20 protein-coding genes and 1 tRNA gene are annotated in these 24,604 nt (G+C 48.9%); 10 read left to right on the top strand and 11 right to left on the bottom strand.

The features are described 5' to 3' along the window. Positions 1 to 183 precede the first annotated feature (183 nt). A tRNA-Asp gene (locus ACR6Z4_RS07300) sits at positions 184 to 257 on the bottom strand. Positions 258 to 741: 484 nt separating this feature from the next. Here ACR6Z4_RS07300 and ACR6Z4_RS07305 point away from each other — a divergent pair. Continuing rightward, positions 742 to 1,737 (top strand): DnaJ C-terminal domain-containing protein, encoded by a 996-nt coding sequence (locus ACR6Z4_RS07305; RefSeq protein WP_479716580.1) that lies wholly within the window; start codon positions 742 to 744, stop codon positions 1,735 to 1,737. Positions 1,738 to 1,785: 48 nt separating this feature from the next. Further along, positions 1,786 to 2,325, top strand: coding sequence for a CPBP family glutamic-type intramembrane protease (locus ACR6Z4_RS07310; RefSeq protein ID WP_479716581.1), 540 nt, complete (start codon positions 1,786 to 1,788; stop codon positions 2,323 to 2,325). A gap of 331 nt (positions 2,326 to 2,656) precedes the next feature. Here ACR6Z4_RS07310 and ACR6Z4_RS07315 read toward each other — a convergent pair whose 3' ends face one another. Together ACR6Z4_RS07315 and ACR6Z4_RS07320 are read right to left on the bottom strand one after the other, a co-directional pair. Next, a complete protein-coding gene (locus ACR6Z4_RS07315) occupies positions 2,657 to 3,259 on the bottom strand; it encodes a hypothetical protein (RefSeq protein WP_479716582.1) in 603 nt (200 codons plus the stop codon). A 327-nt stretch (positions 3,260 to 3,586) separates the two neighbouring features. Continuing rightward, positions 3,587 to 4,462, bottom strand: a complete 876-nt coding sequence (locus tag ACR6Z4_RS07320; RefSeq protein ID WP_479716583.1) for an alpha/beta fold hydrolase — start codon at positions 4,460 to 4,462, stop codon at positions 3,587 to 3,589. A 213-nt stretch (positions 4,463 to 4,675) separates the two neighbouring features. Between ACR6Z4_RS07320 and cbiE the strand changes: the two genes are divergently transcribed. After that, a complete protein-coding gene (gene cbiE / locus ACR6Z4_RS07325; RefSeq protein WP_479716584.1) occupies positions 4,676 to 5,968 on the top strand; it encodes a precorrin-6y C5,15-methyltransferase (decarboxylating) subunit CbiE in 1,293 nt (430 codons plus the stop codon). Here the strand turns inward: cbiE and ACR6Z4_RS07330 are convergent. Then, positions 5,965 to 6,744: a hypothetical protein gene (locus tag ACR6Z4_RS07330; protein WP_479716585.1), complete on the bottom strand. Its 780-nt coding sequence runs from the start codon at positions 6,742 to 6,744 to the stop codon at positions 5,965 to 5,967. The genes cbiE and ACR6Z4_RS07330 overlap by 4 nt on opposite strands. Positions 6,745 to 7,049: 305 nt before the next feature. Between ACR6Z4_RS07330 and ACR6Z4_RS07335 the strand changes: the two genes are divergently transcribed. The 3 genes from ACR6Z4_RS07335 (at position 7,050) to ACR6Z4_RS07345 (ending at position 10,007) form a co-directional block, all read left to right on the top strand. Continuing rightward, positions 7,050 to 7,622: a Uma2 family endonuclease gene (locus tag ACR6Z4_RS07335; protein ID WP_479716586.1), complete on the top strand. Its 573-nt coding sequence runs from the start codon at positions 7,050 to 7,052 to the stop codon at positions 7,620 to 7,622. Between the two features lie 536 nt (positions 7,623 to 8,158). Then, positions 8,159 to 8,467 carry an RNA recognition motif domain-containing protein gene (locus tag ACR6Z4_RS07340; protein WP_479716587.1) on the top strand — a complete coding sequence of 103 codons (309 nt, stop codon included), beginning with the start codon at positions 8,159 to 8,161 and terminating at the stop codon, positions 8,465 to 8,467. 358 nt (positions 8,468 to 8,825) lie between these two features. After that, entirely contained in the window at positions 8,826 to 10,007 is a 1,182-nt protein-coding gene (locus ACR6Z4_RS07345; protein ID WP_479716588.1) for an esterase-like activity of phytase family protein, read from the top strand. Positions 10,008 to 10,158: 151 nt separating this feature from the next. Here ACR6Z4_RS07345 and ACR6Z4_RS07350 read toward each other — a convergent pair whose 3' ends face one another. Both ACR6Z4_RS07350 and ACR6Z4_RS07355 read right to left on the bottom strand, forming a co-directional pair. Then, positions 10,159 to 11,145, bottom strand: coding sequence for a GntR family transcriptional regulator (locus ACR6Z4_RS07350; RefSeq protein WP_479716589.1), 987 nt, complete (start codon positions 11,143 to 11,145; stop codon positions 10,159 to 10,161). Between the two features lie 207 nt (positions 11,146 to 11,352). Continuing rightward, positions 11,353 to 13,305, bottom strand: a complete 1,953-nt coding sequence (locus ACR6Z4_RS07355; RefSeq protein ID WP_479716590.1) for an ABC transporter ATP-binding protein — start codon at positions 13,303 to 13,305, stop codon at positions 11,353 to 11,355. A gap of 116 nt (positions 13,306 to 13,421) precedes the next feature. On the opposite strand from ACR6Z4_RS07355, the gene ACR6Z4_RS07360 reads away from it, so the two are divergent. Further along, positions 13,422 to 13,979 carry a hypothetical protein gene (locus ACR6Z4_RS07360; protein WP_479716591.1) on the top strand — a complete coding sequence of 186 codons (558 nt, stop codon included), beginning with the start codon at positions 13,422 to 13,424 and terminating at the stop codon, positions 13,977 to 13,979. A 323-nt stretch (positions 13,980 to 14,302) separates the two neighbouring features. Here ACR6Z4_RS07360 and ACR6Z4_RS07365 read toward each other — a convergent pair whose 3' ends face one another. Next, on the bottom strand, positions 14,303 to 15,616 hold the full coding sequence (locus tag ACR6Z4_RS07365; RefSeq protein WP_479716592.1) for a YcbK family protein: 1,314 nt from the start codon (positions 15,614 to 15,616) through the stop codon (positions 14,303 to 14,305). A gap of 386 nt (positions 15,617 to 16,002) precedes the next feature. Between ACR6Z4_RS07365 and ACR6Z4_RS07370 the strand changes: the two genes are divergently transcribed. Next, positions 16,003 to 17,466, top strand: coding sequence for an AMIN domain-containing protein (locus tag ACR6Z4_RS07370; protein ID WP_479716593.1), 1,464 nt, complete (start codon positions 16,003 to 16,005; stop codon positions 17,464 to 17,466). A 141-nt stretch (positions 17,467 to 17,607) separates the two neighbouring features. On the opposite strand, the gene ACR6Z4_RS07375 is transcribed toward ACR6Z4_RS07370, so the two are convergent. From ACR6Z4_RS07375 to ACR6Z4_RS07390, 4 genes are all read right to left on the bottom strand, one after another. Further along, positions 17,608 to 18,993, bottom strand: coding sequence for a cytosine deaminase (locus tag ACR6Z4_RS07375; RefSeq protein WP_479716594.1), 1,386 nt, complete (start codon positions 18,991 to 18,993; stop codon positions 17,608 to 17,610). 110 nt (positions 18,994 to 19,103) lie between these two features. Beyond that, positions 19,104 to 19,859 (bottom strand): ABC transporter permease, encoded by a 756-nt coding sequence (locus ACR6Z4_RS07380; protein ID WP_479716612.1) that lies wholly within the window; start codon positions 19,857 to 19,859, stop codon positions 19,104 to 19,106. Between the two features lie 245 nt (positions 19,860 to 20,104). Next, the gene (locus ACR6Z4_RS07385; protein ID WP_479716613.1) at positions 20,105 to 20,914 is read right to left on the bottom strand and encodes an ABC transporter ATP-binding protein; all 810 of its coding nucleotides are present in this window, start codon (positions 20,912 to 20,914) and stop codon (positions 20,105 to 20,107) included. Positions 20,915 to 20,973: 59 nt separating this feature from the next. Further along, positions 20,974 to 22,086 (bottom strand): ABC transporter substrate-binding protein, encoded by a 1,113-nt coding sequence (locus ACR6Z4_RS07390; RefSeq protein ID WP_479716595.1) that lies wholly within the window; start codon positions 22,084 to 22,086, stop codon positions 20,974 to 20,976. Between the two features lie 318 nt (positions 22,087 to 22,404). On the opposite strand from ACR6Z4_RS07390, the gene ACR6Z4_RS07395 reads away from it, so the two are divergent. Next, positions 22,405 to 24,030 (top strand): AAA family ATPase, encoded by a 1,626-nt coding sequence (locus ACR6Z4_RS07395; RefSeq protein WP_479716596.1) that lies wholly within the window; start codon positions 22,405 to 22,407, stop codon positions 24,028 to 24,030. A 152-nt stretch (positions 24,031 to 24,182) separates the two neighbouring features. Further along, complete coding sequence (locus ACR6Z4_RS07400; RefSeq protein WP_479716597.1) at positions 24,183 to 24,590, top strand: DUF1257 domain-containing protein; 408 nt, start codon at positions 24,183 to 24,185, stop codon at positions 24,588 to 24,590. Positions 24,591 to 24,604: the final 14 nt, after the last annotated feature.

Below are 24,604 nucleotides of genomic sequence, written 5' to 3' on the forward strand. Positions count from 1 at the left end.
ATTCTAGAGGTCATCAAAGGTTGATGAACCTTGGTAGTCTTGCCCTTCGGGCAAGACTACCAAGGTTCAGGTTCGCCTTATTAGACGCGTAGATTTAATACAGCCCAATTCTTGTTAAGAGAACAACAGCTCCACTGCTATCCTTCCACAAGAACGGTACAGAGATTTTGACTTTCGTTAGAACGGGACTGACGGGGCTCGAACCCGCAACTTCCGCCGTGACAGGGCGGTGCTCTAACCAATTGAACTACAGTCCCTTAATTGGCGCGATCTCTATTGTGCAGACCAAGCGGTACATTTGTCAAACGTTTTCTGACAAAATTTTGATTTGGCGGTTGCTGCCCATCTGCCAATGACGCATCCAAGATTCCATAATACGCTAAAACATTACACTGAACGAAGATTGAGATAAGATTCACATCGACGTTGCTTCATTTAGGATGGTGAATTTAATAAAACCCACGATCCTTACCCCTTTTCAAACCCCAAAATTCCATAAAATCTTTTATAGCAATTCTCAAGTGCGCAATGTCCAGGTTTTGTGTGGGAACCTCGCGGAGCGAGGTTCCCACACAAAACCTGTCATCTATCCAGGCGCGAAGCGCGATATGCAAGTATCGAATGATTCGACGAAAATGCATAAAGTACGGGAATTGCACCTATCGGGCATGTAAGAACCGAACAGAATACCATAAACAGCCTTGATAGTTTAGAATCAGACCTCACGGAGGAAACAAGTGCATGGCTGCGACGGACTTCAAAGATTACTATGCAATTTTGGGAGTAACCAAAACTGCCAGTGCAGATGAAATCAAGCGAGTATACCGAAAACTGGCGCGACAATATCATCCAGATATGAATCCGGGGAACCAGGCGGCAGAGGCTCGTTTTAAAGAAGTCAACGAAGCCTATGAAGTTCTTTCAGACCCCGACAAACGGAAAAAGTACGACCAGTTTGGGCAATATTGGAAGCAAGCTGGCTCTTGGTCGCCTTCAGGAACAGGTGCGCCAGATTTCGGCGGCTTTGACTTCAGTCAATATGGCAGCTTTGATGACTTTATTAACGAGTTGTTGGGTCGATTTGGTGGCGACCCCAACGCAGGACAACCCTATGGCTATCGGACATCTCCCCGAAGTGGATCGACGGGGTATGGTGGCTATGGCGATTTTTCTAATTTTGACAGCACAGCGACAGCAGGTGCATTAGATCTGGAATCGACCTTGACCCTGTCCTTTTCTGATGCATTTCGTGGTGTGCAAAAACGTTTGAATATTGGCACAGAGATTGTCGATGTTCGTATTCCTGCGGGTGCGAAATCAGGCAGTCGCTTGCGGATTAAAGGTAAGGGGCAACAAAGTCCCTATAACCCCAAGCGAGGCGATCTCTATCTCAAAATTGAATTGCAACCCCATCCCTTCTTCCAATTTGAAGGTGAGAATTTGATGTGTGAATTGCCGATTACACCCGATGAAGCGGTGTTGGGAGCGGTGATTGAAGTGCCCACCCCCGATAGCACTGTCAGCATGAATATCCCAGCCGGAATTAAGTCAGGACAGACGTTGCGGCTGAGAGGCAAAGGGTGGTTGAATCCTAAAGGGGGTCGGACGGATCAGTTGGTACGGGTCGTGATTGTGCCACCCAAAGACCCCAGCCCCATTGAGCGAGAGTATTACGAAAAACTTCGCAGTGCCCGTTCCTCGGATCCACGGGGTCACTTGAGGGGTGTATCGCTCTAACTTAGATCCGCATCCAGATCCGCATCCGCGACATATGTTTTCATGCCCATGATGTCAACTGTCCTAACCCGTCTCTCTCAGGCTTTTTTGACCGTGCCATCGCTACACGATTGGCTAATAGCGCTGGCAATTTTTCTGCTTTATAGTGCGATCGCCTTTCCGGTAGGCTGGTATGGTGGATTCTTGCGCCCCAACTCCAGCGCAGAGAGTGGCTGGGCTATCGTCAAAGGCGTTGTTATTACGCTAGTTTCCCCAGTCCTGTTGGAAGAATTGATTTTTAGAGTATTACTTATCCCCCCGCTGAGCGAAGGGCTACCCCTGATTCAATGGGCAACCTGGGCAGGCATCAGTTTACTGCTGTTTATGGTGTACCATCCGCTGAAGGTGCCGGGGTTATTTAAAGCAGGGCGATCGCCTTTGAATGAACCCATCTTTCCCGTGCTCACTGGATTATTGGGCATTGCCTGTACAGCAACTTATATATTGACTGGCTCAATCTGGACAGTCGTTGCCTTTCACTGGGTAATGATGGCAGTTTGGTTGTTTGGGTTAGGCGGAATTGCCAAACTTTCTCAACCGTCCTCTTGAGCCAACCTGCGATTGATAAGCATAGCGTTATGCCATCCTGTTCGCGCAGGTCATAGTTTGAAAAGCGGCGCGGAGCGCCGCTTTTCAAACTATGACCATTCTGGTTTTGAGTACATAGCGCTTATAACAATTTGCAATCGAGTAGAGTACAAATTATTTTGAGGTAGAGTACAAATTATTTTGAGAAAGTCATGCAGAGCATGACTTTCTCAAAATAATTTGGTTCTAGCCAAGTGCGTAGCGCTATAGTCTTCAAAAAGCAGTGAATGCTACTACTGGATCGGGAATTGAACCAACCTAAACCATCTGGTTTTTATTTACGTTTTAGTCCTCAAGTTGCGCCCCAAATTTCGCCCACTAAGCTGACTCGCCGCTTGAGCGTCCCTTTGCCAGTCGTGATATTAATCGAAATTTCTTGACGTGCATCAGTATATCCTGTGAGGGTTTTACCCTTAAAGGCTAAGCCAAAGACATCATTAAAACGGGTATTCCCAATTTCGGTTCCTTTGCCACTCAAGTTGATGGAGTAAAGGCTGTCTTTGCTACCAAAGGAACGAGAGGTTGCAAAAAATTGCCGTCGAGTTTTGTCATAGACAATATCGCCACTGCTATAGAAATCTGGAATGGTAGAAATCCGTTTTGCCTGACCCGTAGTTAAGTTGATTCGATAAAAATTAGACCCGCCGATAGCATATAGCCGATTTTTAGGACCGAATCCCAGTCCTGTAATATTGCTGACTCCGAAAGAACCTACGTTTGTGATGCTGCCAGAGCTGCGATTCAGTTTATAAAGCGACTGAAAATCGGCAGCATAAATCTGCCCTGTACTGGATTGGGCAATGTCTGTAAAAATGGGAGCATTCGTGAGAAATGGGCTGAATTTACTGTTGGTGACCACTCCAACTTGACCGTTGGTCGTGTTAACTAGAACCATGAGCAGAGGTGAATGTAAGTAGATTGCTAGCCTATCCTAGCGACCCAGTTTCTCCGCGTCATCCTGTGTCCTTACGGTTGTGTGTTGAATGGTGCCCATAGCAGTGTGCAAGTTGGTAAGGATCACAAATTAATTAAAACCGGAAGTTTATGTTTGGAAGCGCGGCTCCGCCGCGCTTCCAAACATAAATCTTCGGTTTTATTAAATCCACGATCTTAAGTACAGAAACGGTGTTGTAGGACGCTCCGTGCCCCACAACACCGTACTGCATCAATCCACGCAGCGCTATGCCAACTTAAAACTTGAATATTCGCAGTGATGTTCGTTTTAGGATCTGAGAAAATTGAGCAGTTCTCGGTTAACAGTTTGTGGAACTTCTTGTTGAATCCAGTGCCCACAATGGGGCACCAAGGTGAGCTTGAACGGTGCCGCAACAAACTGTTCCATACCCTCGGCTAATCGCTGGCTCAAGTAAAAATCATCTTCTCCCCACAGCACTAACGTCGGAACCGTCACCGGATCGGGCGATCGCCCCCAACTCCGCAACCAAACTTGGGGTGCAAAAATTTGACGATAATAGTTCAGCGTGGCGTGGATGACACCGGGTTTGGATAACGCGGCTTGATAAATTTCCGTATCGCTCTTGCTAAATGCCCCTTTGCGGATAGATTGTTCTTGAAACAGACTGGTGACAATGGTTTTCAAGTTTTGCTGAATCAACCACTCTGGCAATCCAGGCACTTGCACTGCCAGAATGTACCAACTGCGGCGAATTTGGTCTAAGTTGCTAATCCAATCTTTTAAAAAACGGTATGGATGGGGCGCATTGAGCACTGCCAGACGGTTAAGAGATTGGGGAAATTTGTGTGCCAAATTCCAGGCGATCGCCCCACCCCAGTCATGCCCGACAACATTCGCACGTGTGTAGCCCAAGCTTTTGATCAGCCCTTGAATGTCAGCACTCAACGTATCCAGATCATAGCCACTACTGGGTTTGTCAGAATCGTTGTAGCCGCGCAGATCGGGAACAACCACCTTAAAATAACGCGCTAATGCCGGAATTTGGTGCCGCCAGGAATACCAGAACTCTGGAAAGCCATGCAGCAGAACCACCAGCTCACCTTCGCCCTGCGTCACGCAGTGCAAGCGAATGTGGTTCGTTTCAACGAAATGATGTTGCCAACTCGAAGAAAATGCAGTCATAGAACAACAGCACAGTGAGGAGAATGCCCGAACTAGCGCGTATCCAGAGTGCCTGTAGAGTCGCTGAGGTTCTGGATCAATGCTCTGTTGCATCAAACGAGCCAAATCAGTAGGTAGCTCTTGATACAAAATTCTAGTACGGTGTTACCAGCCTATCATTTTGAATTTCTAAAATACCAAACCCTTACGTTGTCCTCAGGAACCCTTCAGCCCATGGGCATTGCTGACCAAATCACACCCATCCATATTGTGGGCATCGGTTTAGACGGAGCCCCAGGCTTAAGTGCCAGCGTTGATCAACTGCTTGAACAAGCCACACTCTTAGTCGGCAGCGATCGCCATCTCAGCTATTTCCCCGACCACACCGCCGAACGCTTTACCCTGGGCGACTTTCACACCGCTATCGAACTGATTCGCAACCAGATCCACAACAGTTCTACAGTGTCCAAATCGCCGCTGATCGTCGTTCTCGTCTCCGGTGATCCGCTGTTTTTTGGCCTGGGACGATTATTACTCGCAGAATTACCCGCCGATCAGATCACAATTCATCCCCATCTCAGTTCTGTTCAACTCGCCTTCAGCCGCATCAAAGTTCCCTGGCAAGACGCCAAAGTTATCAGTGCCCACGGGCGATCGCTCGACGAACTAACCCAAACCCTGCAACAGGGACATGACAAAATTGCCGTCCTCACCGATGGCACCAATACCCCCAGTGCGATCGCCCAGTTGCTGATTGCCCTTGACCTACCGGGACAGTATCAATGCTGGGTGTGCGAAAACTTGGGCAGTCGGCAAGAACGGGTAAACGTCTTCCAACCAACCAGCCTGGTTGATCAGACCTTTGAACCGCTGAATGTGGTTGTCTTGTTGCGCTCTGCCGCGAGTGAGATCACTCCATTAGACTTACAGCACTTACCTGCATTGGGATTGGCAGATCATCACTTTCTCAGTTTTAGCGATCGCCCCGGTTTAATGACCAAACGCGAAATCCGCGTGTTGATTTTAGGTGAACTGGCACTCCAACCCGATCAAACCATTTGGGATATCGGAGCCGGCACAGGCTCCGTCTCAATCGAAATTGCCCGCCTATTTCCCGATTCTAAGCTTTACGCGATCGAAAAAACTGCCGCTGGCATCACCCTGATCCGACAAAACAGCCAACGCTTCCAAACCCCCAACATCACCCCCATCCAGGGGAAAGCTCCTACAGCCTTAGAAGCACTACCCACGCCCGATCGCATCTTCATTGGGGGCAGTGGTGGCAACCTACCGCAAATTTTGAGCCACTGCGCTCAATCTCTGCATCCTCAAGGGCGAATCGTACTGGCACTCGCCACCCTGGAACATTTGCAACTGGCGATCGCATGGCAAACCGAACAAAACAGGCAAGGACAGATTTGGCACGATCGGTTATTGCATATTCAACTATCGCGATCGCTCCCCATTGCTTCACTCACCCGCTTTTCACCGCTTAACCCCGTAACATTGCTCACCTTTTCGCACTAGCGACTCTTCAATATCCGTTCAATTCTAAATAGAATGTTTTTTGCTGTCTTCTTAGCAGAGTCAATTGAGTTACAGTCCTCAGCAGATACACGAAGAATTCTCACACCCTCATCTTCCAAGTGGCGTAAGCGCTCTTGTGCCGCAGATGGGGATTCTTGATGCCAGCGATCACCATCCACTTCTACAACAAAAGTCACGCCCTGACAAATGACAATAAAGTCGGGTTCGATCCGCTTAAAGCGAGGTCCCTTAAATGTTACGACTGGCAATGGCATTACTGGTAGACCCGTATCGCGAAGAGCAACGAATAACAGGACTTCTGGTTGAGATCTGAACAGCAAGCCTTCATGTTCAATAGCTGCTGGATTCGCTGAATGTGCCCGCCCTTGATTCGTTACACTTGGGAAGGATGAAACTGCAATTGCTGCAAGTCGCACTATAAAATCGTGCGCACTACTCACCACAATAGCGTTGGAAAGTTCAGTAAGTTCTTTCTCAACTGCGGCTCTTGCTTCCGTACCATCAAACGCAGCCCAGTCTTTTGGAAATAGGAATACTGTAATCAACCATGTCCATATTCCACCATCCCAATTATCGTATTCGTGGAGAGTAATAGTAACTCCACGAGTGCGTAAAGCGTACGAAATGATTTTTAATCCTTGTGCATCTGCGAGTTCAGCAAGACTATTGGCAAGAGTTTCAGGGGAAACAGGGACTGGACATTCGTTATATGGTCGAGATCCACTCCGCCCATACACAGATCGAGAATCATCCATAGGAGTCAAATCCTACCCTTACTAATCCACTTTCACGCATCCGGTACAGTAACATCGCGAGTAGCTTCTTTAACCCAGTTAAAGTAAGACTTTCAAGAATTAAGCCTATGTTGGGATACCTAAACTATCAAAGCAGGAGACGGTTTAAATTGCTGTGATATTACCAGGGCGATTGCTTTGAAATGAAATTAATTAAAACTAATGACTAATTGATAACACATAGCATTATCAACTTGTGAACACGGTAAGTCTCAGTTTCCTAAATGGATTCCGAAGCTTTTGTCAACATAAGGAGGAAAGTAGCGATGATCGTTAATAAAAGTCATGCATACTTTACACCAGAAGACTATTTAGAAATCGAGCGTATTAGTCCGCTGAAGCATGAGTATCTTCAGGGGCAAATCGTCGCCATGGCAGGAGCCAGTAAAGCCCATGTCATTATTACTGGAAACCTCTCTGCCCTACTCGTTAACCATTTACGCGGGACGCGTTGTCTCTCCTATGCGACGGACATGAAAGTTCGGATACCTTCATTGAACCTGTTTTATTACTCTGATCTGGCTGTAACGTGTGACGACAGAGATCGCAGTTCAAATGAAGATTTTATTCTGTATCCCAAACTGATCATTGAAGTGTTATCGGACTCTACCGAAGCCTTTGATCGAGGCGATAAGTTTGCCAACTATAAGGCGATCGCAGAATTGGAAGAGTACGTTCTCATCCATCAAAAACAAATTTTGGTTGAACGATTTCAGCGTAAATCTAACAATCTTTGGGTGCCCCAGATTTATCGGGCTGGAGATTGGGTCGAATTTGCCAGCATCGGTTTTACGTGCGCGATCGCTTCTCTCTACGAAAACATCGAGCAATTAATCTAACGCAGAATAAGCAATTGCCTCATAAATATGACGAGGATGTGCTGAATCCTGCCCAGACCGAGCCAAACCAAGCAACCATAGACCGCAAAAACTGCTTAACAAAGCTTTACAAACAGCCTTTTACGACCAATGCGGTTGACGACCCTGTTTTTTCTTTAACAACGAAGGGATCAACATCCTGGCAATCTGCGATGAGGTAAGGCTTTGAGCACGACAGCAGACTTTGTTCGTAAGTGATCTAAAGTCAGTTAAGATGAGATCTAGATCACATTGACTATGTCAGATCGCTTTGAAAATCGAGTTTGTCAGACAATATTGTCCGTTTCTAGAGCTTTATTTTTTAAATAATGCTGGATTTTGGCATTTTTTATAAAGCATAATTCCCACAATTTGTCTAAAGTGCTATAGTGATCGATGAGAATAAGTATCGGTTGTGGCATTTGTTTCAAATATTAACGGGTTCTTCGCGTTTTGTATTGACAGGCTTCTCTCCGAAATCTCACTCTCTATACACCTCTGATTTTGGAGAATAGACTATGTCGATATATGTTGGTAATCTTTCCTATGAGGTTACAGAAGCAGATTTAAGCGCTGCCTTTGCAGAATATGGTTCAGTCAAGCGAGTTCAGCTTCCGACTGATCGGGAAACAGGTCGTATTCGTGGCTTCGGCTTCGTTGAAATGAACACTGAAGCTGAAGAGCAAGCAGCCATTGATGCACTTGACGGTGCAGAATGGATGGGGCGCGATATGAAAGTCAATAAAGCGAAGCCTCGCGAAAATAGAGGTTCGTTTGGTGGCGGTGGCGGTGGCGGTAGACGCGATGGTTTCTCTCGCGGTTACTAAGTCCTCACAGCTAACCTTAGATTGGCGTCTAACTCCGGTTGGATGTTGCATCGCTAGTCGATCAGTCCTACAGGTTTTAGCAAACTAGCTTAAATTTGAAAAAGCTCAAGCATAAACGCTTGAGCTTTTTTGTGTTTTCTTAACGGATGGCTTGGCGATCGCTTGGGTTGGGGTTGTGGGGACGCTAAATCCCGGTGTAATCTTGAGGCACTTGCTTGATTAAGATGGATTTTGGGTCGCAGCCATCCAATCCTGTAATGGCTTAGCATTTGAACCAGGATTTTCGAGATGCACCCAGGATTTTTTACCCAATGATAAGCCCCTGCGCCTCAAACTATTTCTGTCTCGACGTTTCAGCATGAATGGGAATGCGATCGCTGTGTATCGACCAAAACTTTTATCTTTCGTTGCCATTCTGGTAGTGCTATGCAGTTTTTTGACGGCTTGCAGTCTGCCTCAAGTTAGTGCAGAAGAACGATTATTTTTAGATCTGTCGTTAGACTTTTTGGGTGCTTATGAGTTACCCCAAACAACAGTTGCAGAGACACGGGTCGGTGGACTGTCTGCCATAACATACGATCGGGAGCGCGATCGCTTTTACGTTATGTCTGACGATCGCAGTCATTACGCTCCGGCTCATTTTTATACGCTAAAGCTGACGTTAAATCAGGCAGACGAGGCGATCGCCATTGACCAGGTTGAGATTGAAAACGTTACTGTTTTGCAACAGGCTGATGGACAACCCTACGCGGAGGGCAGCATTGATGCAGAAGGAATCGCCTTGTCCCCTCGTCATTCTGTCTTTATTTCCAGTGAAGGGTCAGCTGACGGAGAAGCATTACCGTTTATTAGCGAATTTGATCTGGAGACGGGGCAATGGCTAGGAAAATTGCCGATTCCAGAAAGGTATTTGCCGCAAATTGTAGAAGGTCAGCCGCAAGGCATTCAAAACAATCAGGCGTTTGAAGCACTGACCTTAAACCCTGGCAGTTCTACGGCAAATCCATTAGAACCGTTTCGTCTATTTGCGGCGACCGAATCAAATCTGGCACAAGACGCGGCTGAGGATGCAGAGACAGATGCCGTCCCACCGACCCGCAGCCGTTTATTGCATTACCTGATTGGCGATACCTTGCCGACGTTGCTGTCTGAGCATCTGTATTTGATTGATCCGCCTCCGGAAAATGCTGTAGAAACCGGACTCAGCGAAATTCTATCACTCGATCAAGCCGGTCATTTTTTAAGTCTTGAGCGATCGGTCGGGTTGGCTGGGTTTGGTGCCCAGATTTTTCAGTTTGTTGTGGGGGGTGCAACGGATATATCAGGCATTCCGGCATTGTCAGGGGAACTGGATGGCATCGAGCCGTTGCGTAAGCGATTACTACTTGACCTGAATCAGTTAGATATTCCCTTAGACAATTTGGAAGGCATGACGCTGGGTCCTCGCCTACCAGACGGCAGTCAGAGCCTAGTTTTGATTAGTGACAATAATTTTAACGAATGGCAAATTAATCAACTACTTTTATTTCGGCTGAGGTAATTTTTTGAAAGCCTTGCTCTGAAAAGCTTGCGACAATAGCGCTTCGTACCTCAGCAGATTACGGCTATTGAGATAGAGCCGCGCTCCGCGCGGCTCTATCAAAACTTTGTACTCCACGCCATGGAGGATTGGTATATCTGTCCGTTGGGGGTTAATCCAAACCTAATTCTCGCTTGAGCAAGCTGATCGATTTTTCGCCAATATAATTTTCACAGACAATAATTTTGGGTGGGCGAATTAAGTCATCTCTGGCAGTTTGGACAGCAGTTTTAAGGGTTTCGGCACTCGCCTGGTCACAGACAATGCTTTGCGCACTGCGCACCATGGATGCCAATTTATAAGCGTCGTCGGCTTGAGCCGTCATCACCAACAACTCATCTCCCCGCAAGCTATGCAAGATAACTTCTGCGGCTCTAAGAATGCCCGAACTGAGGCTGACTAAACCAATGCAAGTATCTTTAGGCAATCCTTTGAGCACCAGGATTTCTTTGTTGTAGTCGTAAATATCAACTGGAACAACGCGAACCGACTTGGGACCCGCGATCGCCTCTGCATCTCCAATGAAGTAACGGCTGGTGACGACCGTGCCCCCTCTTGCCTGGTCTAAGACCTGACCCAATTCCTCCAGGGGCACCAGTTGTACCGGGATCTTGAGTGCCTGTTCTAACTCCCGCACCATTAACTCACCTGCGCCAATATCCTGGCTGGGAGCTGTCACCAAAACTCGCGCACTACAACGCAATCGCCAATCAATTTCTGATAAGAAAATTTCCCGTGCCTGCCCCAATGAGCAACCCTGACTCAGCAGATCATCTAAACTCTTTTGCACCAGCTTATAGGCTTCTGGATATTTCTCTAAAATTGGCGATCGCCCACTGCGTCCGCCGCCTTCATCTCCTTGTGCCCGGACATAAATACCGGAACCAGCCTGCGCATCAACCACCCCTGCTTCTTCGAGTTGTCGATAGACTTTGCTAATCGTATTGCGGTGTAACCCCGTTTGCATTGCCAGTTGGCGGGTACTGGGTAAGCGATGACCGGGTGGAAACTGTCGCGATGCGATCGCAAACCGAATTTGGTTGTACAGCTGGGTTGATGCAGGAATCTCACTATCAGGCTGGATATGAAACTGAACCATAAGAGCCTCCGAGATGCTCCGACAAAGCGTTTAACTGAATATCTCGATAGGGCGACGGTGCCTGAAGCTGTATGACAGCCCAGACTAACCTCAGACTCGGATATAGCAGCGTCGGTGAGCGTAAATATACAATACTGTGCCAACACGGTACTGTGCCAGTTATATATCTACAGTGTAGAGTTTGTTGGTTCCAGTCGAGTTCTTATGCTAATTGACGACGATGCCACGTTCCGCCTGACGATGGCGAATTTGTTCCAGGTTGCCTAAGGGAATGGCGGAGATCAGTTGCTGAGTGTAGGCTTTCTGGGGTTGCCGATAAATCTGTTCGGCTAGCCCCATTTCCTCAATGTTGCCCTGGTTCATGACAATCATGCGATCGCTCATAAACTTAACTACATTCAGGTCATGGGAAATAAAGATGTAGGTCAATTGAAACTCGCTTTGCAATTCCTTCAGCAAATTCAAAACCTGCGCCTGCACGGAAACATCCAATGCAGAGACTGACTCATCACACACAATGAAGCGGGGATTGAGTGCTAGTGCCCGCGCAATACAAATACGTTGCCGCTGTCCGCCGGAAAACTCGTGAGGATACCGATTGCGGCAATTGGGATCTAAGCCAACCCGATCCAATAGATAATCGACTCGCTCTCTTAAATTCTGCCGATTGCTGCCGATCGCATGAATTTTCAGCGGCTCACTTACGGCTTCCCCAATCGTGATACGGGGGTCGAGAGAGCTGTAGGGATCTTGAAAAATAATTTGCATATCCCGGCGCAACTTGCGTAGCGTGCTGCCTTTCAAGTGAGTGATCTCTTGACCTTCAAACCAAATCTCGCCACTGATGGGGTTGACCAGGCGCAGTAACGTTCGCGCCAACGTAGTCTTGCCACAACCGGATTCTCCTACCAACCCCAAAGTTTCACCGGGATATAATTCAAACGAAACATTATTCACTGCCATAATGTATCGCTCGACCTGCCCAAACATACCTTTAATCGGAAACCCGACGCGCAAGTTGCGAACCGATAGCAATGGCGGCAATTGTTGTAAATCTGCCATCCGCTGATTGGTTTCGGTTTCTTCAATTTCTGAGCTCAGCCGTTGAGCTTGAGCAGCATCTAACTGGCGCTCTTGAATCAGAATGTCGCCCTCTGCCGTGGTCGTCACTTCCATAAAGTCTGTGATGGTCGGCAAATACCGCATTCGTTTATCAAGTTGGGGTCGGCAGGTGAGCAAGCCTTTGGTATAAGGATGCTGAGGATTCGAGAAAATTTCCCACACCGACCCCCATTCAACAATTTTGCCCTGATACATCACCGCAACGGAATCCGCAATATCTGCAATCAGGCTGAGGTCGTGGGTGATGAACATAATAGACATCCCCCGGCGATCGCGCAGTTCCCGCAGCAAGTCGAGAATCGTTGCCTGTACCGTTACATCTAAAGCGGTCGTTGGCTCATCGGCAATTAACAAGCTGGGGTTACACGAAATTGCCATAGCAATCATTACCCGCTGAATCTGCCCCCCCGATAGCTCATGGGGATAACGGTCTAAAATGGCGTGCTTTTGGCGATTGATTTCAGTTAGAATCTCTCGTTCACTCAGTTCTGCACCCAGCTCTTGTTTTTGAGGAAACCCGGAGGCAACACTCTTTTGCCGCTGCCATTCCTCAATACAGCGTCGTTGCAACTCCTCATCACTGGGTAACAACTTCACTTCTTGCAGCAGATTAATTGCGCGCCTGCGTGCCTCTGGCAAAGGAATATTTTGATGTTGTCGAATTGCTTCAATCAGTTGAAAGCCGCAAGTATACACCGGGTTGAGAGAACTGAGCGGCTCCTGAAAGATCATGGATGCCTGCCCGCCCCGATAGTGCTGCATCTGTTCTTCGGAGAGGGTAAGTAGGTTGGTGGCTTCACTGCCCTCTTCCAGGTCTTTGAACCAAATTTCGCCCGCTGTAATTTTGCCCGGTGGGTTGGGCACTAGCCCCATGACAGCCAGAGCAGTGACCGACTTACCCGAACCCGACTCGCCTACAATTCCAAGCGTCTGCCCCCGTTTCACATCAAACGAAATTCCGTTAACGGCTTTGACCATCCGATAATCGGTTTGAAATTCGACCTGGAGATTGCGGACGCTGAGAATAGTGTCACTCATGAAAAAAATTACAAGACAGGGCTAAAGAAAATCAGGTTAAGTGGATTTTAGTGGATTTTAACAGTGGCAGTGAAACTCATGCTGCCTTTTGTGTAGTGAATCTTTAAATAAACCTAATGAAACGAACCATCTTACTCTCTATTCTGGCGCTTGCACTCGTCGGTTGCGACGCTCAAACCCCATCTACACCATTAGCAACTTCTACAGCAACGCCTCAAGCGACTGTCTCTAGTTCAGTTCGCCCTGAAATCAGCCCAACCGCTCCACCTGACACATCCGATCCTCTGGCTGATCAAACCGATGTGCCAACCGTTGAGGAATTTACGCTCGATCAACTGAGCGATCGCGGCTGTGGCATGACACTCTGGAAGCCCGACCGAGAAAGTCGCGATCGCTTTGTCTTTTTCAATGGCATCAATCCCGGCTCGATGGAAATGATGATTGACGGGCAAATGGTGAAATTTAATCGGATTGCAGCCAGCGGTGAAGCATTTTATGGTCAGCAAACGTCTCAAACCTTTCGCAGCGAAGATGGTGCGACCACGGTCAAGGTTGATGTTGAGTTAGGTATGTTAGGAGAAATTGAAAGTGTCGCGATCGATACAGCGATCGTCGAGGTTAATAAGGACGGACAAGACGTTACCCTCACCTTGTTAGGCGATGCCGGTTGCTAAGGTGTCTATATCGCAATCCCAAATCGGGTGAGAGAGTCGCACCCCCGTGGGGTGCGACTCTCTCAACAACCATCATTAATCTGGGGCGAAGTACTGTGTTCTTCTGCAAGATATGGTTCTTGGCGATCGCATACCTTTAGGAATGGAAATTAAATAACTCCGGTGATGTGTTGTACGGGCGAACGGCCGTTCGCCCCTCCAAACGACTCGATATTCGATCTTATTTAATCCACGATCCTTAGAATTCATCCACGAAGTCAATAGGGCATTCATGGTTCGCGTTCTTCAGTCCTGAGCAATCGACATCCCATCGGCTTTGAGCTTTAGAACCCCCAGGTGCGTTTGGGACCAATATCTAAATGCACGAGATTGGGCATATTGCTATAGATACCAACGCCGCCGGGCCACCACAGCATCACAGCATTGGCAACACGACGACCGCTATAACCCGACACTTCTAAATCTGCCGCTTTGCCATAGAGATGCTGGCTGTTAGAAACCCCACCAACAGCGGCATTAACGGCAGGCGGACGATACCAGGAATTGACCCGAAAGGTTACGCCAATCTGCTCTCTAGCTTTTTGAAGTTGCTTGGCTAAACCGACGATGTTATCGACGATCGCAGCGGTAGCTGGAATGCGACTGCCATTTTTTGTGGCTTCACCCCAGGTAAAACTGCCCCCCGGAATAATCGGTTGATCTGTATAGAAGGTGCCCGTGTTGCCCGGCAATTTGAGACCTTTGCCCGTGTAAATAGGTGACGACGTCGGGGTTGGGGTCGGCGACGGGGTCGGTTTGGGGGGTGGATAAACCACTTTGCCATTTTGCTCGACTTGGGCATGACCCACATAGACATACCAGGTGCTGAGGTATTGAATGAAGTCTTTTTCGTACTTCAGCGCAATTTTAATGTGATTGTTGAACGAACCACTGGCATCTGCATAGGCATAAGATTGCAGCTTAAAGGTTGAGCCTTTAGGAATCGCATACAGTTCCTCTGCCGTGAGTTGAGATGATTGCACCGGACGCCGTTTTAGTACCGTATTTTCAGTGACTCGCAAGACAAAAGTGCTGGGATCTTCGGGTGGATAGACCACCTCGCCATCAAACTCAACATAGGTATGCTGGTCATAGGCAAACCAGGTACTTAACCCTCGGATATAGTCTTTTTCATACCGCAGCGCAAATTTGATGTGGCTACTAAAATCTCCCTGGTTGTCGGCATAGGCGTAGGATTGTAGATCAAAACTTTGTCCGGCTTTAATGTCATACTGCTCGCTGGCAGACAACGCAGCAGATTGAATAGGACGCCGCTTGAATACGGTATCTTTGGCAACGCGCAGGATGGGAAATGCCGACTGATCTTCGAGGGGATACACGACTTTGCCATCAAATTCGACCTGGGCATGGCGATCATACACAAACCAGGTATTGCGCCCTTGAATGGATTGCCCTTGCAGGGCAAATTTGATGTGACCGTTAAAGTCGCCTAAGGCATTGGCATACGCATATGACTGAATTTCGTAGGTTGTTCCTGCTTTGACGCTGTAAAGATCTTCAGCGGATAGTGCTGAAGATTGTTCAGGACGGAGTTTGAAGACGGTATCTTCCGTCACTCTCAAAATTTGCTGAACCATCAAAAACCTCGCTGTACTGCTCAGCATGGCGTAGCGGCTTTAATTGTAAGGCTGCACACCAAATTGATGCCATTCTATAGCAGTCTTATCCAATTGGGGCAGGTATTACAGTGCTCTAATGCGTACCGCTATACATAGCCTTAATCACCCAGAACTCAGAACGTTGGGCTGTCTCAATCCACACGTCCAGGTCAAGTTGAGTTAATTTTTACCGGATCCAGGTTAGGACTGATTAAACTTAACGCTATAGAAGACTGTCTGTAATCACTTCGCCCGCTAGATACAGCGTTACTTGAGGTTGCATACGAGGGCTGGAAGAAAACCCCCACTGAGCAACTTTTTGGCATATCTTTGAGTCTTAACTTGGGTTGATGGGGATGGCAAAGGTGAACTCTCGACGGAAGTTCTGGTTAGAGCTTGGGCTAGTGGCTGGCTGTTTAGGAAATCCGCTATTGGGTCTAGGGGGTCTGGTGGCGATCGCCACTCTTTCGACCGTATCTCTAACGGCTCCAGCCACAGCAGCAACTCTAACGGCATGGCGATTTGATGCAAGCAGTCGGCAATTAGAAATCACGGTACCGGAGGGAAGCACACCCCGTTATTTTTTGTTGGCACAACCTGCCCGCATTGTGGTGGATTTGCCCAATACAGATATGGGGGCTGTGCCTGAACAGCAAAGTTATACCGGAGCAATTCGGCAAATTCGGGTCAATCAGTTTCAACCTGGGCTCACTCGGATTGTGATCGAACTGGCACCCAATACAGAGTTGCAACCGGAACAGGTGGCAATGCAACGGGTTGAGTCGGGCACCAGCGATCGCTGGGTGTTGCGTCCTCTAATTGCCGGAGATGTCGCGATCGCCACTTCCTCTAGTCCATCTATCCCATCCACTCCATCCGTCCCACCGACTCCATCTACCCCAGCCATCCCGCCCAGTGCAGCGATCGCGCCACAGATACAGCCTGTGCCATCCTTATCATCGGCTGTCCCTGTTTTAGACCCCAGCCCAGCCCCTGCGATCGCTACCCCACCGCCTTTGGAACCAGGAGCCACCGAAATTCCGATAGAATTGCCGACGTCAGAGACGGCGATCGCTCCCTCCCCCACGCCAACACCCACCGCGATCGCTCCAGCAGTGATTGAACCTCCCTCAAATCGATCAACAAGGGCTACGGCTACGACCTCGGAGGGACTCCCACCTGCCACGTTATTAAGCGATCGCCCTGTTACCGTAACGGTGCCGCCGCTGTCAGGAGCTGCAACCCGTCCCGCCCAAAACTCAGCACCATCTAGACCCACAACCGTTACCCCAACCGCGCCCAGTGCAGCCGTCAATCAATTTCCGCCGCGTTCCGGCTCTACTACGACAGATTCGACGGTCGTGGCTTTTGGGCAACCCTTGCCCGACCCGTCGGCGAATGGTGGTGATTTACCGGCTCTGGCACCCGCACCAGTAGGCGATCTCACAGTCAATGCAGCAGCAAATGTCTTGATCCCAGAAGGCACGGTCTTGAGCCTGCGTTATCCAGGTGAAACCCTGTTGGAGATAGAACCCGGAGAACCCTGGCAAGAAGTATTAGTCTTAAGCCAAGCCATTCGCGATCGCAGTGGCACTATCATTGCCTCGGAAGGTAGCCCGGTGATCGGTCAGTTTGAATTGGGTAACCGGGGCATTCGCTTTGTGGCACGGGCAATCACGATTCAGGGACGCAATATTTTGCTGAATGCGACGTCTGAACGGATGCATGGCGATCGCTATCGATCGCGCAATTCTGCCCGACAGGCGGCGGTCATCCAACCCAGCCAAATCGTTGAGGTGCGAGTGCTGCAAAATGTCTCCCCTCCCTAGAGGTCATACGCCCAGTGCCCATTGCGGCAATGATTTCAACCGTAACTCTTAGGGATCTGCTATTTAATAAAATCCTAGTTTTGTTGTGGCGCGGCTTCGCCGCGCCACAACAAAACTAGGATTTTATTTTATGTCTAGACATTAGACCAACAGATCATCTAATTCAGCATAATCGGGCAGGGTCGTATCGATCGGCTTGCCCTGGCGTAAAACAGTGCGATCGCTTTGAGGACGGGCGAGTAGCTCACTAAAATAGCGTGCCTTAAACAAGATCAGATCGGCAGGTAAGCCCACCCCAATGCGTCCAATTTTAGGTAAACCCATCAGGTCAGCCGGAGTCGTGGTCACAATCTGACACCAATCGGCGTAGGGTGTATCGAGATGGGCAATTCGTACCGCCTGATTGAAAACTTCTAAACCATCGTGATCCCCAAATCCGTAGAAAGGATCACGGCAGTTATCACTCGCAACGGCAACAGGAATACCACAGTGTTTTAACTCGTGCAACAGCGTCACACCGCGCCAGCGAGGTGTATGAGGTGCAACGCCTAACGATTCCGAGTTAGCAGCATCTGGGGTTGGCGCTAACCAGGGGGTACTGGCGTCCTGATTGCGGTCTTGCAGAAACAGATTGCACATCGGCAAACTGACAATGCCAATACGGGCTTGCTTCACCCGCTCCATCGTTTTCTGGGCTTCCGTTGGCGACTGGGCAGATAGGCTACAGCAATGACCGCAGACGATAGGCTGGGTAAACTCATGCCGTAACGCCGCATCGGCAATATACCGCAGGCTGATGGAGGTCGGATCGCCTGTTTCGTCCACATGGAAATCGAGCGCTAGGTTGCGTTCTTTTGCCAGAACAAAGGCACGATCGATCTGAGCTTCCAGGGCATCGTTCATGTAGGCAACGCCACCCAAAATCCCCCCCATATCGACTACTCGATCGGCAAGCTGCTCGGCGTCTGGGGTCAGCCAATAATCTAAAGAAACCAGAGAGACGGCCTGGAGTGTGACCCGATCTGCCCATTCTGCTTGTAAGGCTTTAAACACGTCAAAGCTAATCTTGCCCTGCTCGCCAAAGGAATCAAGATGGGTACGAATAGCCTGGGTACCATGAGCATAACTACAGCGCAAGCCAAACTCCATACGGCGATAGAGATCTTCTGCTGCCCAATGCTTTTCACTATCGGCTTTGACAAGCGCCAGCGCACTGTCAAAGGTATGAGCCATATTGGGCGATCGCTCCCAGATATGACCTTTATCTAAATGGGTGTGCATATCTACAAAGCAACACCAGACCAGACCTCGTTTTAGATCAAGAGTCGGCACAGATTCAGATAGGGCGACGTCAGCGCTAACAATTTGGGCGATCGCTCCCTGGCGAATCTCAATATCAACACAGACCAATCCATCGCGACTTTGAGACTTCAACCAGTGGGGTTCCGGTTGATCGATCAACGCCAGAGGAACATGAGCATTTTTGAGCCAGTAATGCTCAGCATTCAATGTATTAGAAGGATTCATTGGTTAGGATAGCAGGCAGCTTGCATTCTGGGCATGGCTTGATGGTGACATAGTTTTGCCGGTGACACTCAAAGTACCACCGGCAAAACCATCATCACAACCAGCAACGCCTAATTTTCTCGCCTAACGGCACTTTCATGCCAGTTCCTTAAGAGATAGTCAGAGAGGACGGTCAGTAGCGCAAAGATCAGCACCCCCAAACACGTTGTCATCAACAGGGCAGCAAACATTCGAGGAATTTGCAGATTAAAGCTAGAGATCAAAATTTGGTAAGCAATGCCAGAATGTGTTCCGCCAGTGCCAGCAACAAACTCGGCAACCACTGCCCCAATCAATGCTAAACCGCCACTGATCCGCAACCCACCCAGGAAATAGGGCATGGCACTGGGCAACCGCAGGTAGATCAGCGTTTTCCAGGGGGATGCTTTATAGAGTTGGAACAAGTTGAGAAGATTGTGGTCAGCGCTATTTAAACCCAGCGTCGTGTTGGAGAGAATCGGGAAAAAAGCCACGATCCAGGCACAAATGACTAATGAAATAAACGTAGATTGCTCACCCGGCACCAACTGCCGCACCCAGAGAATAATGAGTGGGGCGATCGCCACAATTGGTGTCGTTTGTAGCACCACAGCATAGGGGAAAAAGCTACGCTCAATCCATTTACTCTGAGTAAACAAAATTGCGATTAATAACCCTGAAATGACAGCCGCCACAAACGCCACAACCGTAATCTGAATCGTAATCACCAGCGACGGAAACAGCGTTCCCCATTCCTGAACCAGCGTTTGCAACACCAGAAGCGGACCTGGAAGTAAATAGGGAGGAAGATGCAACCATCGCACTAACACTTCCCAAGCAACCAGCATAATCACACCCACAATCAGCGGTGCAATCACATCCGCAGAAAACAGGCGCGACCAGTGCGAAGATGCCGACACCCCACTGCCGTCAACCGGATCCGTAACAGGGGGGCGATCGCTGGAGTTTTGAGAAAAACCACTAAACAAGTTAGTCACGATGGAGTCACGATTCATACGAGAAAACGAGAGTATTCATACAATGATTTTTTGTGGCGCGGGCGACGCCCGCGCCACAAAAAATCATTACTTTTTTAAGCCGCAGAATTAAATAATCTCTGAGCAGAGAGTTCAGTATCGGTTGTATCAAACGGGCGCTGACTGGCTTGAGACAGTGCCATTGAGATGGCTCGACAATATTCATTAAACAGGGGACTGGTGCGAAATTCCTCCGTACGCGGGTAAGGAGATTCGATCGCAATATCTGCCACGACTCGCCCCGGTCGCGCTGCCATGACCACCACTCGATTGGACAGATAGACTGCCTCATAGATATTGTGGGTGACAAACACAACCGTCCAATGCTTTTGGCTCCAGAGATTGAGCAAATCCGTATTCATCTTGCTGCGGGTCATCTCATCCAATGCCCCAAATGGCTCATCCATCAGCAAAATTTCAGGCTTCGTCACCAATGCTCTGGCGATCGACACCCGCATTTTCATACCGCCCGACAGTTCTCGCGGATAGCACTGTTCAAACCCCTGGAGATCCACCAGACGAATCGTTTCTTGAATCGCTGCATTCGCGATCGCCTTTGGCACGTTGGCTAATTTCAATGGCAACCGCACATTATCCCAAACCGTTGCCCACGGCATTAACGCCGCTTCTTGAAAGACAAATGCCAACTCTTTTTGAGAATGATGACCACACCAGTCAATCGTTCCCGCACTCATCTTTCCCAATCCAGCAACCAGACGCAAGACCGTGCTTTTGCCGCAACCCGACGGACCGACTAAACTAACAAATTCCCCTTCCCCAACCGCGAGGTTGAGGTTTTGCAAAGCAATTGTGCCATTCGCATATGCCTTGCTTACATCACTCAGCCTGATTGCTGCTTCATGCATCATCCTCGGCAGTCTCCTTATTGAGCATTACAGAGTCGGGCAACAGTTTTAATATGCCCCTAACCCTTATAGGCATCGACACCTTTATTCACAAATTGCAGGGTATAAGCCTGGGTGTAATCTGTATCTGGCTTATAAATTCCCTCCGACGCCATCGTATCGAAAAATTCTTTCCAGCGGGCATCCGACATTGCCCCAATTCCCAGAGTTTCCGCATCTCCCGACATCACAATGCCATATTCCTTGATTTTTTCAATGCCATAGGCGAGCTGGTCATCGGTCATTTCCGGGTTATCTTGCTTGATGAGCTGATTTGCCGCCGACGGATCGCCCTCTAAATAGCTGTACCACCCTTTGATAGAAGCATCGACAAAGCGCTGCACCAGATCGGGATTCTGTTCGACCAGGTCTCGTTTGCATTCGATCGTAGTGGAATAAGGACTGTAGCCAAAATCGGCTAACAAGAAAACGGCTGGATCAAACCCCCCTTCTTTTTTAATTGCCAGGGGTTCCGAACTCAAATAGCCCTGCTGAGCAGCGTTTTTATCGGCAAGAAACGGGCCTGGGTTGAAGTTATAAGGACGCTTTTGGTCATCCGTAAACCCAAATTTTGCTTTCAGGAACGGCCAGAACGTCACATTAGCCGCTGAGGAAATAAAGATTGGTCTGCCCTTTAGATCAGCTAATGTGCTTGCACCTGTATCAGGATGCGCGATCAAAATCTGGGGATCTTTTTGGAAAATCGAAGCCACTGTGATTTTAGGAATGCCTTCTTCGACTGCCTTAATGGCATCTGACCCATATCCCATAAAAAAGTCAATCGCGCCTCCCATCAACAGCTGAGTCCCGTTGACCTGAGGCCCTCCCATTTTAATGGTGACATCCAACCCATAGTCTTGATAAATACCCGTTGCCACCGCCTGATAAAACCCACCATGTTCTGCCTGGGCAAACCAGTTGGTGCCATAGGAAATCTTGACCAATTCACCCCCGGCGGCAGGGCTGGCAGAAGCATCAGGGCTCGTCGTCGGAGACCCTTCAGAAGTAGACTCTGATTCGCTACCCGCACAAGCAGAGAGAATTGTCGCTCCGGCTGCGATCGCTCCATATTGAATAAACCGACGCCGATTGATCCCGTACAGACCGCCCGAGGGATAACGCAGATTACTCATTCACAATGCTCCTTACTGTCATTCTGGTTTTACTCACCATAAATCATCTCTAGCACGATGTGCTCAGAACCTGGATGTTGATGTGCTGAAGAGCGGCGCTCCGCACCGCTCTTCAGCACATCAACTGCTCTAAAAAATGCTTCAACAACGATCGTGATCGTTGGTTAATATTGCCCTTTTAAGGGTGATAATACGCCATCTGCCAAATTGTAATTTGAAATATAAACCTTTGCGTATCGTTATGTATGGCTTAAATTCTGGTCATTTGTAAGGCGATCGCGGCATCCTTAAAGATATGCCACCCGCTTGCCAACCTGCATGACTCTTTCTCCGCCATCGCCGCCATCCAATTCTCCTAAAACGCCGCATCAAGACCTGATTCAGCAACTGGATCTGATGATTCGGGCACGATTTCCCCTGATATACATCGTGGCGGTCGAAGAAGAACCCGTTGAGGACGTCTTAGCCCAGGTAGCAGGGCGATCGCAACCACAACGCAAGCTGCTGGTGTGGGATACAGTACGCGGCTGGAAGGATAGTGGCGCAGACAAAGGCAGCATCATGGCAGCCTTAAGCCGGATTAGCAAAACACTGGCTGAAGATGCCAGTTTGTTTGTATTGCGAGACTTACATCCAATTTTCAAAAATCCTCTGAGCGATCGCAACGTCCCCGTAATCAGAGAACTCAAAAACCTGACCCGCGAACTGAAACAAAGCCGCAAAACACTGCTGATATTGAGCCATACGTTAGACCTACCAGCGGAACTGATGGAGGAAATCACGGTGATTGATTTTCCTCTCCCCGATATCCAGGAAATTAACTATCTGATTGCTCAACTCGTCGTTCCAGAGAAATTACAGTTGACCGGATTAGCCCGCGAACAACTGGTCAAAGCCTGTCAGGGTCTGAGTCGCGCCCGAATTCAACGAGTCTTGGCAAAAGCACTGGCAGCCAAACAACAGGTCAACGAAACCGATATTTTGAGCATTTTAGAAGAGAAAAAGCAAGCCATTCGGCAGACCGGCATTCTGGAGTTTTTTACGGCTCAAACCTCGCTTAAAAATGTCGGCGGATTGGATAACTTGAAGCAATGGGTCAGAATGCGCCAGGATGTCTTTACCGAAGAAGCACGCAGATTTGGCATTCCCAATCCCAAAGGCGTGTTACTGGTCGGCATTCAAGGGACGGGCAAATCGCTATCGGCAAAAACGATCGCCCATGAGTGGCGGTTGCCCTTACTCAGACTCGACTCAGGGCGACTATTTGGTGGCATTGTTGGCGAAAGCGAAAGCCGCATCCGGCAAATGATTCAACTGGTCGAAGCGATCGCCCCGTGTGTCTTGTGGATCGACGAAATTGACAAAGCCTTTGGCAATATCACCAGCAGCAGCGACGGCGACTCTGGCACCAGTCGTCGTGTATTTGGCTCACTGATTACCTGGATGCAAGAAAAGACCAGTCCTGTTTTTATCGTCGCGACTGCCAACAATATCCAGATCCTTCCTGCCGAACTCTTACGCAAAGGACGATTTGACGAAATCTTCTTTCTCAACCTGCCCACCGAAGCCGAACGGCAAGACATTTTCAAAGTGCATCTGCAAAAATTACGCCCCAGCCGCCTACGAGACTTTGACCTGGCAATGCTGGCACGGCAAACCAAAAACTTCAGTGGTGCCGAAATTGAACAGGTGATTATTGACGGAATGCACCGCGCCTTTGGTCAAGGTACCGCAGGACAGCGCCGCGACTTCACCAACGAAGATATAATCCGGGCGATCGAAGAAACTGTTCCCCTGGCAGCGATCGCCCATGACCAGATCGAAGCCCTCAAACAATGGGCAGCCGAAGCCGGAGCCAGAACCGCCTCTAAAGATGTGCAATTAATCGAAGAGTTGAAGCAATATACCCTCCAAAAAGGGATCCGATCATTAGACGTAGACTAGAAAGAGACGTGAGGCATCCACAGTCTTCAGGATCACACATTCAATCAAAATCGAAGATTGATGTTTGGCAGCGCGGCGACGCCGCGCTGCCAAACATCAATCTTCCTTCATCCCTTCATCCCTCTATCCCTTCATCTCCCCATCCCCTTCCCATGTCCCACTTCACCACGATCAGAACCCAAATCAAGTTGGTTGATGCATTGGTCAAGGCATTGGCTGATGTTGGCTTCAAACACGTTGAAGTCTACGATACGGCTCAAACGTTGTATGGCTACGAGGGCGATCGCCGTGCCGACAAAGCCGAGGTGATTGTGCGCCGTAAGCACATTGGCACCCTGAGCAACGATATTGGTTTCCAGCAGCAAGCAGACGGCACCTTTGCCGCCATCATTTCAGACTACGATCGCACCACCTATTCCCAGATCTGGCTCAACCGAGTCATGCAACGCTATGGATACCACGCGCTGATGGCAACGGCACCCCTGGAAGGGTTCACCATTGAGCAGGAAGAAGTCCTATCCGATGGCACAATCCGAGTCGTCGTTGGGCGCTGGGTCTAGCAAAGCAAACCCTA

This window comes from Calyptranema fuscum S582 (assembly GCF_055793305.1).